The 13978-nt window shown below is 68.7% G+C and carries 13 protein-coding genes; 4 read left to right on the top strand and 9 right to left on the bottom strand.

Going from position 1 to position 13978, the window contains the following annotated elements:
* The first annotated feature begins 167 nt into the window (after window positions 1-167).
* Window positions 168-1001: a PIG-L family deacetylase gene (locus tag BFN33_RS09615; protein WP_069759683.1), complete on the top strand. Its 834-nt coding sequence runs from the start codon at window positions 168-170 to the stop codon at window positions 999-1001.
* An 87-nt stretch (window positions 1002-1088) separates the two neighbouring features.
* Here BFN33_RS09615 and BFN33_RS09610 read toward each other — a convergent pair whose 3' ends face one another.
* From BFN33_RS09610 to BFN33_RS09585, 7 genes are all read right to left on the bottom strand, one after another.
* Window positions 1089-2588 carry an FG-GAP and VCBS repeat-containing protein gene (locus tag BFN33_RS09610; RefSeq protein ID WP_069759466.1) on the bottom strand — a complete coding sequence of 500 codons (1500 nt, stop codon included), beginning with the start codon at window positions 2586-2588 and terminating at the stop codon, window positions 1089-1091.
* Between the two features lie 217 nt (window positions 2589-2805).
* Entirely contained in the window at window positions 2806-2964 is a 159-nt protein-coding gene (locus tag BFN33_RS53085) for a hypothetical protein (RefSeq protein ID WP_176742343.1), read from the bottom strand.
* A gap of 28 nt (window positions 2965-2992) precedes the next feature.
* Window positions 2993-4033, bottom strand: a complete 1041-nt coding sequence (locus BFN33_RS09605) for a glycosyltransferase family 2 protein (RefSeq protein WP_069759682.1) — start codon at window positions 4031-4033, stop codon at window positions 2993-2995.
* 262 nt (window positions 4034-4295) lie between these two features.
* Window positions 4296-4547: a DUF6458 family protein gene (locus BFN33_RS09600; protein ID WP_062040842.1), complete on the bottom strand. Its 252-nt coding sequence runs from the start codon at window positions 4545-4547 to the stop codon at window positions 4296-4298.
* Between the two features lie 68 nt (window positions 4548-4615).
* The gene (locus BFN33_RS09595; protein ID WP_069759465.1) at window positions 4616-5932 is read right to left on the bottom strand and encodes a M18 family aminopeptidase; all 1317 of its coding nucleotides are present in this window, start codon (window positions 5930-5932) and stop codon (window positions 4616-4618) included.
* 87 nt (window positions 5933-6019) lie between these two features.
* The gene (locus tag BFN33_RS09590; protein WP_069759464.1) at window positions 6020-7846 is read right to left on the bottom strand and encodes an acyl-CoA dehydrogenase; all 1827 of its coding nucleotides are present in this window, start codon (window positions 7844-7846) and stop codon (window positions 6020-6022) included.
* Window positions 7847-7975: 129 nt separating this feature from the next.
* Window positions 7976-8824, bottom strand: a complete 849-nt coding sequence (locus BFN33_RS09585; protein ID WP_069759463.1) for an intradiol ring-cleavage dioxygenase — start codon at window positions 8822-8824, stop codon at window positions 7976-7978.
* Between the two features lie 120 nt (window positions 8825-8944).
* Here BFN33_RS09585 and BFN33_RS09580 point away from each other — a divergent pair, with 120 nt between their 5' ends.
* Entirely contained in the window at window positions 8945-9421 is a 477-nt protein-coding gene (locus tag BFN33_RS09580) for an SseB family protein (protein WP_057608985.1), read from the top strand.
* Between the two features lie 37 nt (window positions 9422-9458).
* Here the strand turns inward: BFN33_RS09580 and BFN33_RS09575 are convergent, their stop codons facing one another.
* The gene (locus tag BFN33_RS09575; RefSeq protein WP_069759462.1) at window positions 9459-10196 is read right to left on the bottom strand and encodes a TetR/AcrR family transcriptional regulator C-terminal domain-containing protein; all 738 of its coding nucleotides are present in this window, start codon (window positions 10194-10196) and stop codon (window positions 9459-9461) included.
* A gap of 159 nt (window positions 10197-10355) precedes the next feature.
* On the opposite strand from BFN33_RS09575, the gene BFN33_RS09570 reads away from it, so the two are divergent.
* Together BFN33_RS09570 and BFN33_RS09565 are read left to right on the top strand one after the other, a co-directional pair.
* Complete coding sequence (locus BFN33_RS09570; protein WP_069759461.1) at window positions 10356-11849, top strand: MFS transporter; 1494 nt, start codon at window positions 10356-10358, stop codon at window positions 11847-11849.
* A 120-nt stretch (window positions 11850-11969) separates the two neighbouring features.
* On the top strand, window positions 11970-12941 hold the full coding sequence (locus BFN33_RS09565) for a pirin family protein (RefSeq protein WP_069759460.1): 972 nt from the start codon (window positions 11970-11972) through the stop codon (window positions 12939-12941).
* 89 nt (window positions 12942-13030) lie between these two features.
* Here the strand turns inward: BFN33_RS09565 and BFN33_RS09560 are convergent, their stop codons facing one another.
* A complete protein-coding gene (locus tag BFN33_RS09560; RefSeq protein WP_069759459.1) occupies window positions 13031-13906 on the bottom strand; it encodes a Bro-N domain-containing protein in 876 nt (291 codons plus the stop codon).
* Between the last annotated feature and the right edge of the window lie 72 nt (window positions 13907-13978).

The raw sequence follows: 13978 nt of genomic DNA, 5'->3' as shown, positions 1-13978 counted from the left end.
TCCGCACGACGATCCTCGACCCGTACGGGCGAGCCGGCCGCGCCGGGAACAGTCGGTCCGGTCGGCGCGGTTGCATCGACGAGGGACCGGCGGGATGCGGTCCCCGGAATCGCGGTACGCCCGCCGCACACTCGGACCGAGATGTATTTCCGCAGGAGGACTTCTTCATGACTGGCCGGCCCCTGACGCTCATGGCAGTACACGCCCACCCCGACGACGAGGCCACCGGAACCGGCGGAGTCCTCGCGCGGTACGCGGCGGAAGGCATCCGCACGGTTCTCGTGACCTGTACCGACGGCGCTTGCGGTGACGGGCCGGGGGGTGTCAAGCCGGGGGATCCCGGACACGATCCGGCGGCGGTCGCCCAGCTGCGCCGCCAGGAACTCGAGGCGAGCTGTGAGGTCCTGAAGATCAGCGATCTGGAGATGCTGGACTACGCCGACTCCGGGATGATGGGCTGGCCGAGCAACGACGCGCCGGGATCCTTCTGGCGGACCCCCGTGGAGGAAGGCGCGGCCCGACTCGCGGAACTCATGCGGCACTACCGACCTGATGTGGTCGTCACCTATGACGAGAACGGCTTCTACGGTCACCCCGACCACATCCAGGCCCACCGCATCACGATGGCGGCGCTGGAGATGACCGAGCTGACGCCGAAGGTGTACTGGACCACGATGCCCCGCTCGATGATGCAGCGGTTCGGCGAGATCATCCGCGAGTTTCATGAGGACATGCCCGAGCCGGACCCCGCCGAGACCGCCGCGCTGGCCGAGATCGGCCTCCCCGACGACGAGATCACCASATGGGTGGACACCACGGCGTTCAGCGGTCAGAAGTTCGACGCGTTGGCCGCGCACGCCAGCCAGGGCGACAACATCTTCTTCCTCAGGATGGGCAAGGAGAGGTTCGGCGAGTTCATGGGCGTGGAGACGTTCGTACGCGTCAAGGACGCCACCGGCGCGGCCGTACCCGAGAACGACCTCTTCGCCGGCCTGCGCTGATCTTTCCGACCGGCTGTGACGGAAGGGCGGGCCCGCTTTCCGGGCCCGCCCTCTCGTTCTGCTGCCGACCGCCCGGTGGAGTGCGGACTAGTCGGCGAAGAGCGCGCCGAACTGTGCGCTGCCCGAGGTGGAGACGCCCACCGCGGTCACGGAGAGGGCGCGGGAGCCGGTCGTGCCGATCTTCGTGCCGGTGGAGGGCAGGTAGGTCACCGCTCCGTCGCCGCCGTCCTCGTACGACCCGATGACCAGGTCCGCCTTGCCGTCGCCGTTGACGTCGTCGAGCTTGACGTCGGCGCCGAACAGGTCGCTCTTCTCGTCGGTGCCGGGGACGCCCGCCGTGCTCTGCGCGAAGGACTGGAGGCCGGTGGACGTGTTGACGCCGCTCGCCGAGCCGTACAGGACCGTGACCATGCCGGCGTTGGTGACGCTGCCGAGGTCCTCGTTCGGGGTGGAGACGACAAGGTCCTGGTACCCGTCGCCGTTGACGTCGCCCAGGTCCAGGTCCCAGCCGAAGGCGTCACCCTTCTCCGAACTGCCGGGGACGTTCCCGGTGTTCTGTGTGATGCCGGTGGTCGAGGCGGGGCCGGACGCGGAGCCGTAGGTGACGCTGACCTTGCCGCCGTTCGCGGAGTCCGGGATGGTCTGGCCGTCGCTGGTCGTGGCGTCCCATCCGGCGCCGGTGACGATGTCGCCGTAGCCGTCGCCGTTGATGTCACCGATGCCGGTGACGATGCCCGGCTTGAGCGTCTTGACGCCCGCGACGCTCAGACCGCTCGCGGTGCCGGGGACGAAGTAGTTGGTGTTCCAGCCGTTCTGGGTCTGCGTCTCGTAGCCGTCGACCACCAGGTCGGTACGGCCGTCGCCGTTCACGTCGCCGGCGGTGAGCTGCTCGGGGCCGTACGGGAAGCCGGCCGAGCCGGGCATGATCGGCGGCTTCACGGTGTAGCGGCCGCCGGGCAGGCCGGTGGAGCTGCTGAAGCCGCCCTTGTAGACGTAGAGGGTGGCGGCCGAGCTGCCGACGGCCAGGTCGGCCTTGCCGTCGCCGTCGAAGTCGCCGGCGGCCAGGGACAGGCCCCAGTTGTCGTGCGAGGAGACGGCCGGGTCCGGTACGTCACTGGCCTTGCCGGTGAGGCCGCTCGCCGAGCCCCACAGGATCGCGAGGGCGCCGCCGTCGGTGTCGGTGCCGACCTTCTCGTACGGCGAGGCCACGGCGAGGTCGTCGTAACCGTCGCCGTTGAAGTCGGCGTACGCCGTCGCGCCGCCGAACAGGTCGCCGGTCTCGGCACTGCCGGGCACGGTGCCGGAGTTCTGGCTCAGGACCGTGCGCTTGGCCGAGGTCACGCCGGTGGTGCGACTGCCGTAGAGGGCGACGACCTGGCCGGCGTTGGCGTGGCCGCTGACGGAGGCGGTGGCGGCCGTGGCGAGGACGTCGCCGACGCCGTCGCCGTTGAAGTCGGCCTTCGCGACCTTGAACGAGTCGGCGGCGGTGGCCGTCGTCACCGAGACCGTGAGCAGACCGCCCGTCAGCGCGGCCGCGGCGGCCGTCGCGAGGGCGAGTCGCACGTACGGATGGTGGTACTGGTGCATGCGGGTTCTCCTGCGGCATGCGGGGGATGCCTGGCGGGCATCCGCGTCAATGGGGTGCGAACCGTCCGTGTTTGCCACGTGTTCTCCTCTGGGACACGGCCAGTTGGCGATCAAGAGACCTCTGGCGGGACCCAAGGGTTGTACGTGATTCCGGCGCACCACCGAGACGAGGCCCGCCGCGTACGACGGGCCACCCGGTCTGCCTTCAGGAGTGCGGTCAGCGCCTCCGCGGAACCAGCTTGAACAGCGCGGCCCCGGCCGCCACCAACGTCGTGGCAGCCACCACCATCGCCATGCTGTTCAACCACAGCCCGGTCGCCGCGAGCGTGGCGCCCCCGGCACCGGTCGTTCCCGCGCCGATCACTCTTCCGTACATGTTGTTTCTCCTTCGAGGGACGTGAGGGTCACGTGGCCACCCACTTCTCCTCGCTGCGGCGCAACAGGCCCCACAGCGAGGTGAAGTAGACGGCGTGCTGGAAGAGGTCGTAGAGAATCTCGGGGATCATCAGCGCCGCCATCAGCACGGCACGCGGCCCCGCCCGGCGCACCGAGACCGTCTTCTCGACCACGAAGACGAGCCCGATCGCGGTCCAGAAGGGCGAGAAGCCGGGCCAGCCGTACAGCGCGGTGTACGTGACCATGTAGGTCAGATAGACCAGGAAGGACAGCGCGCCGAACCCCATGAGGAACTGCTGCATGAAGTAGCGGGCGGTGACACGTGTCCAGCCGTAGTCGCGCAGGTTCTCCAGCGCCCCGCGCTGCCAACGCAGCCGTTGGTGCCACAGCTTGCCCAGGCTGGGCATGACCTCGGTGGTGACCGCGCAGCCGGCCGGGGACATGGTCCGGTAGCCGAGGGTCTTGACCGCCTTGGTCATCTCGTCGTCCTCGGTGAGCGAGGCGAGGCTGTAGTAGGCGTGGCCGCCGCCGAGCACTCCGTCGCGGCGGGCGACGCGCACCTCGCGCAGGACGCGGGCACGGAACATGGTGCCGGTGCCGGTGAGCACCTGGGCCTTGCCGCCGGTGCGCTCCAGTTCCCAGGCGTAGCGGTGGAACTCCATGCGCTGGAGCAGTCCGAGCAGACCGCCGCCGTCCTCGCCGTAGAAGACCCCGCCGACGGCGCCGACCTTGCGGTTGAAGGTGCCCATGGCCGTCTCGCTGAACCAGGGGTTGAGCACGGTGTCGGCATCCTGCACCAACAGCAGGTCGCGGTCCTCGAGATGGGGCAGCACCCAGGCGATGGCCTGGTTGAGGGCGCCGGCCTTCTTGTGCGTGTTGCCCTGGGTGGCGAAGACCTGGGCGCCGTGCGCGACGGCGATCTCGGCGGTGGCGTCGGTGCAGTTGTCGGCCACCACGACGATCAGGTCGGGACGCCGGGTCTGCCGCCACAGGCCCTGGATCGCGTCGGCGATACGGTCCTGCTCGTTGTGGGCCGGTATCAGCGCCACCAGGCGCTGCGGGCCGTCGAAGTCGTCGGGGGCGGCGTGCGCGCGGCGAGCGGCATGCCGGTGAGGGCGCGGTGATCCCGGATGGGGGGCCGCGACGGTCGTCGTGGGGTGAAGCACGGGGAGCCCCCGGGTGTGCTGGTGGTTCACGCCCGGCACTGCTGACCCCCCGGGCTCTCAAGGATCCCGAGTCTTCACGACTTTCACACAAGCAGACAAGTCATCCCGGATCACAGATTGCTCAAGGTTGTCCTATGAATCCGACTTAAACGCCGTATCCGTCGGAGTATCCGTCCCGGCGCACATGTCGCTCCTCCTCGACGACTGTCGGCGTGGTGGGCGGTACCACCACGCGCCGCCGCCGGGCGATGCTGCTGAACGTCGTCACGCCGATCAGCCCCACGATCATCAGGATCACACCGACCAGGTCGAGGTTGACCCCCTGCATGTGCCAGTCGGTGGCGAACGTGAGGATTGCTCCCACGGCGATGAGGATGATGCACCCGCCGAGGCCCATGAGTGTCGCCTCCCTGTCAGGTCCGGTCGTTCCGGCCCGAACCTGCGGGTACCCCCACTTCCCGCGAACTACCCCTGCAGGAACGCCACCAGAGCATTGGCCAGCAGATGCGGGTCGTCCGCGCCGCACAACTCCCGGACGCTGTGCATCGACAGGATCGCCACACCGATGTCGACGGTCTTGATGCCGTGCCGGGCCGCGGTGATCGGACCGATGGTCGTGCCGCAGGGCATGGAGTTGTTGGAGACGAAGGACTGGAAGGGCACGCCGGCCTTCTCGCAGGCGGCGGCCCACACGGCGCGGCCCGAACCGTCCGTGGCGTAGCGGTTGTTGACGTTGACCTTGAGGATCGGGCCGCCGTTGACCCGCGGGTGGTGCGTCGGGTCGTGCCGCTCCGCGTAGTTGGGGTGCACGGCGTGCCCGGTGTCGGAGGACAGACAGACCGTCCCCGCGAAGGCCCGCGCCCGGTCCTCGTACGACCCGCCGCGCGCGAACACCGAGCGCTCCAGGATCCCGCCGAGCAGCGGCCCGTCGGCGCCCGTGTCCGACTGCGAACCGTTCTCCTCGTGGTCGAAGGCGGCGAGGACGGGGATGTACGGCGGCTCCGAGCCGGCCACCGCGGTCAGGGCCGCCACCCCGGCGTGCACCGACAGCAGGTTGTCCATGCGCGGGCCCGCCACCAACTCCTTGTCCCGGCCCAGGTAGGCGGGCGCCTCCACGGAGTGCGTCATCAGGTCCCAGCCGGTCACCTGGCCCGCGCCGAGCCCCGACTCCTCCTCCAGGAAGGCGATCAGGTCACCGTCGCGCACATCGTCGCCCAGACCCCAGATGGGCTGCAGATGCCGCTGCTTGTCGAGCTTGAGCCCCTCCGCCGACACCGCGCGGTCCAGGTGGATCGCCAACTGCGGCACTCTGAGCAGCGGCCGGTCCACGTTCACCAGCCGCGTCGAACCGTCCCGCAGGGTCAGCCGGCCGGCCAGCCCCAGGTCACGGTCCAGCCAGGAGTTCATCAGCGGCCCGCCGTAGATCTCCACGGCGACCTGGCGCCAGCCGTGCGCCCCGGTGTCCGGCAGCGGCTTGACCCGCAGGTTCGGGGAGTCGGTGTGCGCGCCGACGATGCGGTACGGCGTGTGGGGCGCCGCACCCTCGGGGACGTACCAGGCGATGATCGCGCCGCCGCGCAGCACGTACTTGCCGCCGCTCCCCGAGGCGGAGGCCCCCTCGGTCTCCGCGTCCCAGGCGTCCGTCTCCGAGACCTGGCGGAAGCCGGCCTTCTCCAGCCGCTCGGCGGCGTTCGCCACCGCGTGGTACGGCGTGGGGCTCGCCGCCAGGAAGGTCATGAGGTCGTCGGTGTGGCCGCGGTCGAGGCGGTGGGGTGCGCTCATGGGTTCACCTTAACGACGTACGAGGGCCCGCTCCCGGCGATGCGGAGCGGGCCCTCGTGAGGACGTGTGCAGCTGTACAGGTGTGTCCTAGAACGCGGCCTCGTCCAGCTCCATCAGGTCCAGCTCGACGCCCTCGGCGATCTTGCGGGCCAGCGTCACGCCGGGCAGCACGTTGGCCGCGAAGAACTTCGCCGCCGCGATCTTGCCGGTGTAGAACGCCTTGTCCTTCGCGGAAGCGGTCTCCAGCTTCTCGGCGGCGATCGCGGCACCCTTGAGGAGCAGATAGCCGACGACGACGTCACCGGAGGCCATCAGCAGGCGGCTGGTGTTGAGGCCCACCTTGTAGATGTTCTTGACGTCCTGCTCGGTGGCCGCGAGGTCGGTCAGCATCAGACCGACGATGGCCTCCAGCTCGACGGCCGCCTTGGCCAGGTGCTCACGGGCGCCCGCGAGGTCCTCGCCGCCGGTGCCCAGCGCCAGGAACTTCTTGATGTCCTCGGCGAGGGAGTTGAGGGCCGAGCCCTGGTTGCGGACGATCTTCCGGAAGAAGAAGTCCTGGCCCTGGATCGCCGTCGTTCCCTCGTACAGGGTGTCGATCTTGGCGTCGCGGATGTACTGCTCGATCGGGTACTCCTGGAGGAACCCGGAGCCGCCGAAGGTCTGCAGCGACTGGGCGAGCTGCTCGTAACCCTTCTCGGAGCCGTAGCCCTTGACGATCGGCAGGAGCAGGTCGTTGAGCGCCTCCAGCGCGGAGACGTCCTCGCCCGCGGCCTCCTTGACCTGGATCTCGTCCTGGATGGAGGCCGTGTGGAGCACCAGCGCGCGCATGCCCTCCGCGTACGCCTTCTGCGTGATCAGCGAGCGGCGCACATCGGGGTGGTGGGTGATGGTGACCTTGGGCGCGGTCTTGTCCATGAAGTTCGCGAGGTCGGGGCCCTGGACGCGCTCCTTGGCGTACTCCAGCGCGTTGAGGTAGCCCGTCGACAGTGTGGAGATGGCCTTCGTGCCGACCATCATCCGCGCGAACTCGATGATGCGGAACATCTGGCGGATGCCGTCGTGCTTGTCGCCGATCAGCCAGCCCTTGGCGGGGTGCCGGTCGCCGAACGTCATCTCGCAGGTGTTGGAGGCCTTGAGGCCCATCTTGTGCTCGACGTTCGTCGCGTACACGCCGTTGCGCTCGCCCAGCTCGCCGGTCTCGAAGTCGAACAGGTACTTCGGGACGAGGAAGAGGGACAGCCCCTTGGTGCCGGGACCGGCGCCTTCCGGGCGCGCGAGCACGTAGTGGAGGATGTTCTCCTCCATGTCGTGCTCACCGGAGGTGATGAAGCGCTTGACGCCCTCGATGTGCCAGGAGCCGTCCTCCTGCTGGACCGCCTTGGTGCGGCCGGCGCCGACGTCGGAGCCCGCGTCGGGCTCCGTGAGCACCATGGTCGAGCCCCAGGTCTTCTGCACGGCGATCTTGGCGATGTGCTTCTGGACGTCGTTGCCCTCGTCGTAGAGGATGCCGGCGAACGCCGGGCCCGAGGAGTACATCCACACGGCCGGGTTCGCGCCGAGCAGCAGCTCCGCGTAAGACCAGATCAGGGAGCGCGGGGCCGTGGTGCCGCCGATCTCCTCGGGCAGGCCGAGCCGCCAGTACTCGGAGTCCATGAAAGCCTTGTAGCTCTTCTTGAAGGACGCCGGAACCGGCGCGGTGTTCGTCTCTGGGTCAAAGACCGGCGGGTTGCGGTCGGCGTCCGCGAAGGACTCCGCGAGCTCGTTCTCCGAGAGTCGGGTCAGCTCCTCCAGGATGCTCTTCGCGGTCTCGACGTCCATCTCCGCGAACGGACCGGTGCCGTACACCTTGTCCCGCCCGAGTACTTCGAAGAGGTTGAACTCGATGTCGCGCAGATTCGACTTGTAGTGCCCCATGGCGACGGCTCCGTTAAGAGTTCGGCGAGGCACGTCGTTCCTCGCGCTAGTTCACATACCAACAAGTAGCTACGATGATGCTACCCGCCGGTAATAAGTCGCAACCCCAATCCGGCCATATGTGACAGTTCACACCGCGATGGTCAGCGTGGCGGTGTAACCCTGCGCCACGCTCCCCTTCACCGCCGCGAGCTGTTGGTCGTGGCCGTCCCTGAAGACGCTGTCCGACTCCAGCGAGAGCCGGCCCAGGTTGTCCACGCTGCTCTCGTAGCCCTCGGTGGCGTACACCGTGTCGCAGACGTCCTTCGGGAGCGCGAGCTGCGAGGTACTGGTGATCGCGGTGGCCGTCGTGGCGTCCGCGAGGCTGCCGTAGACCTCGAAGTGGATGTGCGGCCAACGGCCGGTGTAGCAGCCGGGGAAGACGCTGGTGAAGGTGACCCGTCCCCGGTCGTCGGTCTCCTGGACACCCCGCAGGTAGTTCTCGTCGGTGACGCCCTCGGTGTACAGCGAGTAGCCGCCCTCACGGTCGCAGTGCCACACGTAGACGGCCGCGCCCCGCTTCGGGGTTCCGCAGCCGGAGGCGGCGTCCACGACCGTGAGCGTCAAGGTGAGAGGGACGCCCTCGGCGGTGCCGCCCGCGGAGTCGCCGAAACTCCTGGTGATGTCGGCGCGGACGACCCCGCTCTCCTTCAGCACATTCACGCCGTTCGAGCCGTCACCGGGGTAGGGCCCGGCGGTCTCCTCGGGGACGGTGACGCATTCGGCGGAGCTCGCTGAACCCGCTGAACCCGCGGCGCTCGCCGAGGGCGAAGAGGTGTCGTCGGCGGTGCACCCCACCAGGGGCACCAGACCCGCCCCCACCCCCGCCATGAGCCGGATCATCCGCCGGCGGGCGAGCACGGGAAGGTCGTAGGAGAGCCCTCTGTCGTGCTCGTGGATCTCGAGCTCATGGACCTCGTCGTCGTGATGTCGGCGCATGGACCGACGCTACGAGCGGCGGCCGCCGGAAGCCCAGGGCCGGCGGCTGTCGGGTCGCTGTCGGTTTTCCGGGTGCCGGTGGCCGCCCACCGCCACCACCCCCTCGGTACTCTTACGCCCATGTACGGCTACGACCAGAGCGCTGGTGCCCAGCAGCAGTACGGCGTCCCGCCACAGCAGCCCATGGCCGGCGGTGTGGGCGGTTACGGCCAGCAGCCGCCGCTGTACCCCGAGCCGTCCCCGCCCTCCCTCGCGGACGCGGTGCGCGCCTTCACCACCGGGCAGATGTCGGCCGAGGACTTCCAGCAGGTGTTCGCCACGTCCAAGGTCTACTGCCCACGCGGCGACAACCCCGGATTCCTCGCCCTGCACAACACCCAGCAGCCGGTGATCCCCATGTTCACCACGCTCAAGGAGCTGCGGCGGTACGCGGGCAAGGAGTCCAAGTACTTCGTGATCACCGGCGCCGAGGTCCTCGACCTGCTGCCGACGGGCTACGGGTTCGTCCTCGACATGGAGGGCGAGCACCGGATCGTCTTCGACGCGAAGGCGGTGGAACAGATGGTCGAGTTCGCCATGCGGAGGATGTACGGGTAGCGCGCTCACCGCCCCGCGTGTTGAGGCGCCCGGGGCATCAGGAACCCGGTGTTCCGAGGCGCAGTGACAGGCCGTCCAGGACGATGTCCAGGGCGGCCTCGAACTTCGCGTCCCTCAGCGCCGCCGGGTCCGTGGTCACCGCCTCCTCCGTCTCGGCGTAGCCCTGGGACAAATGGCTGTGGGGGGCCGTGGCCTGTTGCACCGCGGGCAGGAGGCGGGCGATCAGGCCCGACTCGGAGTCGCCGGAGCGGGCGACCGTGGTCAGCCAGGCGGCCTCCGTGGTGCTCATGCCGATCACGTACGACAGCACCGCGTCGATCGCCGTGCCGGGATCGGGGAATCCGGCGGCCGTGAACAGGGCCGCCAGCCGCTCCGAGTAGGACATGAGGTTGGGACCGAGATAGGCGAGGCCCGCCTGGCCGAGCACCGGGGGCAGCCACGGGTGCCGCAGAGCCGTCGTACGGAAGGACCGGGCCGCCTCCGTGACGGCCGCGCGCCACTCGGGGCCGTCCGCCGACGCGACGTGGATCTCCGCGGCGACCTCGTCCACCGCCAGCTCCATCAGCTCGTCCTTCGTGGCCACATGCCGGTAGAGAGAGGCCGCACCGGCATTCAGCCGGGTGGCGAGCTTGCGCATGCTCAGCGCCTCGACGCCCTCCGCGTCCAGCATGACGATCGCCTCGCGCACGATCGCGGCACGGCTGAGCGCCGGCTGGTCGGACTCGCGCTGCGGGCGGGCCCAGACGGAGGGGATGGGGCTTGGCTTCGGCGTCATCGGTACTCCTTCTTCCGTGGCCCTTCTTCCGCGACCCGACCTGCTGCGTACGTCGTTCGCGGTGAGCGTACAGCAATCGAAGCTTGCGAACAGTGTTCCGGCGTGCGTACAGTGTTCGCAACGAAGGAACGGTGTTCACGAAGCCGGAGGGGAACTGTCATGGACGACGTCTTGAAGGCCCGCAATCCACGCCGCTGGTGGATCCTGGTCGTGCTCTGCCTCAGCAGCCTGGTGCTGGTCGTCGACAGCATGGCGCTGACCGTGGCGGTACCGGTCATGACCGAGGAGATCGGGGCGAGCGCCCAGGACACCCAATGGATCCTGGACTCCTACATCCTGGTCTTCGCCGGCCTCCTGCTCACCTCCGGCAGTCTGGGCGACCGGTTCGGCCGCCGGAAGGTGATGCTGATCGGGCTCCTTCTCTTCGGGGCCGCCTCACTCGCCGCGACCTGGTGCACCACACCCGGCGAAGTCATAGCCGCACGCGTCGCGATGGGCGTCGGCGGCGCCCTGATCATGCCGTCCACGCTCTCGATCCTCATCACCGTCTTCGACGAGGACGAGCGCGGCAAGGCCATGGCGGCCTGGAGCTCGGTGTCGATGCTCGGTCTGGTCGGCAGCCCGGTGCTCGGCGGCATCCTGATCGACCACTTCTCCTGGCAGTCGATCTTCTACCTGAACGTGCCGGTCGTGGCCCTGGCGATCGTCGCCGGTCTGACGCTGATGCCGGAGTCGAAGGCGCCCTGGCAGAAGGCCGACCCGCTGGGCGCCGTGCTGTCGGCGGCCGGCATGACCGCCCTCGTCTGGTGGATCATCGAGCTCCCGCAGCACGGGGTGTGGACGGCCGCCCTGCCCGTGGCCCTCGTGTCCCTGACCGGCTTCGTCGTCTGGGAGAACGTCACCAAGTCCCCCATGGTCCCGCTGGTCCTCTTCAAGCACCGCGACTTCAGCGGCGGTTCGCTCTCGCTGGCCCTGGTCCAGACAGGCAACGGCGGTCTGCTGCTGGTGCTCACCCAGTACCTCCAGTTCGTGCTCGGCTACTCACCGGTCAAGGCGGGCCTGGCCTTCCTGCCCCTGGCGGTCACGGCCCTGCTGGGCAACGGCGTAGGCGTGAAGCTCGCCGCGAAGTACGGCAACCGGTGGGTGATCCTCGCGGGCATGCTGGTGATGGTGGCCTGCTTCGCCCTGCTGACCACGGTCTCGGCGGACTCCGGCTTCACCGTCCCGGCAGTGGCGCTCGGGCTGCTCGGGCTCGGCGCGGGTCTGGCGATGCCGGCCGCGGTGGCGGCCCTGATGGATACGATCCCCGAGGACAAAGCAGGCGTCGGCTCGGCCCTGAACGACACTGTCCAGCAGGCCGGCACCGCGCTGGGCATCGCGATCCTGGGCTCGCTCCTGTCGAGCGGCTTCGCGGGCCGGATGCCCGAGGGGACGCCGGAGCAGGCGAGGCACTCGATAGCCGCGGCGGTGGCCCTGAAGGATCCGGGGCTGGCGGCGGCGGCCCGCGAGGCCTTCACCGCCTCCATGTCCATGACCTTCACGGTCAGCGCGATCGGTGTCCTGGCGGCGGCGCTGCTGGCGACGCTGGTGATGCGGGACGACCGCCGGACATCGGAGAAGACGGCTGATCGGGAACCGGAGCTCGCCACCTGACCTCTTCAGGGGGTGCGGGGTCTCGGAGAAGCCTGGAGGGAATGCCCTCCGGGCTTCTGCCGTTAGAGGTGGCAGAAAGTTCAACGCTCAACTAAACTCGAACCACAAGGAGGTACCGACATGCCTGCAGTGACTGTCGACAACCCGCTGACCCTGCCTCGCGTGGCCGCGACGGCGGACGCGGTGGCCCGTCCCGTCCTCGGCGTGACCACGGCGCCGAGTGGCTTCGAGGGCGAGGGCTTCCCGGTGCGACGGGCGTTCGCCGGGATCCATTACCGGCACCTGGACCCGTTCATCATGATGGATCAGATGGGCGAGGTGGACTACCCTGCCGGCGCCCCGAAGGGGACCCCCTGGCATCCACACCGTGGCTTCGAGACCGTCACCTACATCATTGACGGCACCTTCATCCACCAGGACTCCAACGGTGGTGGAGGCACCATCACCAACGGCGACACTCAGTGGATGACCGCCGGCTCGGGCCTCCTGCACATCGAGACTCCGCCCGAGTCGCTGGTGAAGTCCGGCGGGCTGTTCCACGGGCTTCAGCTCTGGGTCAACCTCCCGGCCAAGGACAAGATGAAAGACCCGCGCTACCAGGACATCCGCGGCGGCCAGGTTCAGTTGCTGACCTCGCCGGACGGCGGCGCACTGCTTCGGGTGATCGCGGGCGGGCTGGACGGCCACCAGGGCCCCGGCATCACACACACCCCGATCACGATGATCCACGCGACTTTGGCGCCGGGCGCGGAGATCACGCTGCCGTGGAGCAAGGAGTACAACGCTCTCGCGTATGTCCTGGCAGGACGCGGCAGCGTCGGTGCCGAGCGCCGCCCGATCCACCTGGGCCAGACCGCCGTCTTCGGCTCCGGTTCCTCTCTCACCGTCCGCGCGGACGAGAAGCAGGACTCCAACGCGCCGGACCTGGAAGTCGTGCTCCTGGGCGGACAGCCGATCCGCGAACCGATGGAGCACTACGGCCCGTTCGTGATGAACACCCGCGAGGAGTTGCAGCAGGCGTTCGACGACTTCCAGAAGGGACGGCTGGGGACGATCCCCGCCGTGCACGGGATGTCGGAGCACGGCCTGTAGAGGCTGCGAGGACGAGTACGGTACGACAAGGCCCGAAGCCGCAAGCTTGGATTGCGGCTTCGGGCCTCTTCTGCAGGGGCGCTGAGGGGCTACGGCAGCACGTAGAACGGTGCGCCGTCCGGAGCCCGGCCCACCTGCCGCACGCACCCCTGCTCGGACAGCAGCTCCAGGCAGTCGCGGACGCGGTCGGGTGTCAGCCCTGTGCAGACGGCGATCTCCGCCGTGCTGTAGTCGGCTCCGCCGTGCAGGAGGGCCGGGGCCAAGTGGGCAGCCACCTTGTGGATGTCCTCGGTGACGACGAGGTTCCTGGTCTTCCAGTTGATCAGGAGCTGTTCGGGCGTCAACTCCGGTGCCTGAACAGGGCGGGCTCGATCGGTGGGCCGTCGGAGGGTCTGGGCGATGTCTCGCAGCACCTCGACCATCACGGTCTGGCCGTTGTTGATCTGCCGCAGCAGCTCCTCCGTCCGGATGCTCCGCTGTTCGAGCGAAACGAGGGCATCGGCGATCTGCTGGGGCATGACGTAGGCCGAGCAGGCGGCGGGGGCGGGCTGCACGGCCGCTGGTTCCAGCGCGTAGGAGCCGTCGCGCTGGATGGTGGCGATGACCTCCGAGACCCACTCCTTGAAGTGCCGGGACGCCGGCTTCGTGCAGCCGTTGACCAATCGGATCAGACCCTGGAGATTCACCAGGTTCATGTCTCGTCGCCACTCCCGACCTGCGGGAATGCTGAGAGTGTGCCTTCCAGTCACACTCTCGAGAAAGTCCCGGTGTTCTTCGGGAACGTGGTCCAGCAGTGCCTTTCGGGTGGTGATGTACCCCAGCTCCTTGCACACGTCCACCGCCGGAAACCAGTGCGTCCCATCCGGCATCGTCAGCCTCCGCACTCGCGCGCCCGTCGCCGCGAACACGAAGTCGTTGATGTCGATCGCGTCATTTCGCTGTTCCGTGCTGTTCTGCTCGTCCATCGAGCATCACCTCCGCATCGGAAGCTAGGCACCGGTCCTTGCAACTGATGTCCGAAGGAAGATCGTTCACCC

This window comes from Streptomyces sp. LUP47B (assembly GCF_001746295.1).
In the GTDB taxonomy this organism is placed as follows: domain Bacteria; phylum Actinomycetota; class Actinomycetes; order Streptomycetales; family Streptomycetaceae; genus Streptomyces.
The sequence above is the reverse complement of the archived record's forward strand: the minus strand, read 5'-3'. Positions and strand labels throughout refer to the sequence as shown.

Bases quoted from the DNA above. Each gene is read 5' to 3' on its own strand.
- BFN33_RS09585 (WP_069759463.1), bottom strand. From the start codon at position 8,824: ATGCGCCGACATCACGACGACGAGGTCCATGAGCTCGAGATCCACGAG.
- BFN33_RS09575 (WP_069759462.1), bottom strand. From the start codon at position 10,196: ATGACGCCGAAGCCAAGCCCCATCCCCTCCGTCTGGGCCCGCCCGCAG.
- BFN33_RS09565 (WP_069759460.1), top strand. From the start codon at position 11,970: ATGCCTGCAGTGACTGTCGACAACCCGCTGACCCTGCCTCGCGTGGCC.
- BFN33_RS09600 (WP_062040842.1), bottom strand. From the start codon at position 4,547: ATGGGCCTCGGCGGGTGCATCATCCTCATCGCCGTGGGAGCAATCCTC.
- BFN33_RS53085 (WP_176742343.1), bottom strand. From the start codon at position 2,964: ATGTACGGAAGAGTGATCGGCGCGGGAACGACCGGTGCCGGGGGCGCC.
- BFN33_RS09595 (WP_069759465.1), bottom strand. From the start codon at position 5,932: ATGAGCGCACCCCACCGCCTCGACCGCGGCCACACCGACGACCTCATG.
- BFN33_RS09610 (WP_069759466.1), bottom strand. From the start codon at position 2,588: ATGCACCAGTACCACCATCCGTACGTGCGACTCGCCCTCGCGACGGCC.
- BFN33_RS09590 (WP_069759464.1), bottom strand. From the start codon at position 7,846: ATGGGGCACTACAAGTCGAATCTGCGCGACATCGAGTTCAACCTCTTC.
- BFN33_RS09570 (WP_069759461.1), top strand. From the start codon at position 10,356: ATGGACGACGTCTTGAAGGCCCGCAATCCACGCCGCTGGTGGATCCTG.
- BFN33_RS09580 (WP_057608985.1), top strand. From the start codon at position 8,945: ATGTACGGCTACGACCAGAGCGCTGGTGCCCAGCAGCAGTACGGCGTC.
- BFN33_RS09560 (WP_069759459.1), bottom strand. From the start codon at position 13,906: ATGGACGAGCAGAACAGCACGGAACAGCGAAATGACGCGATCGACATC.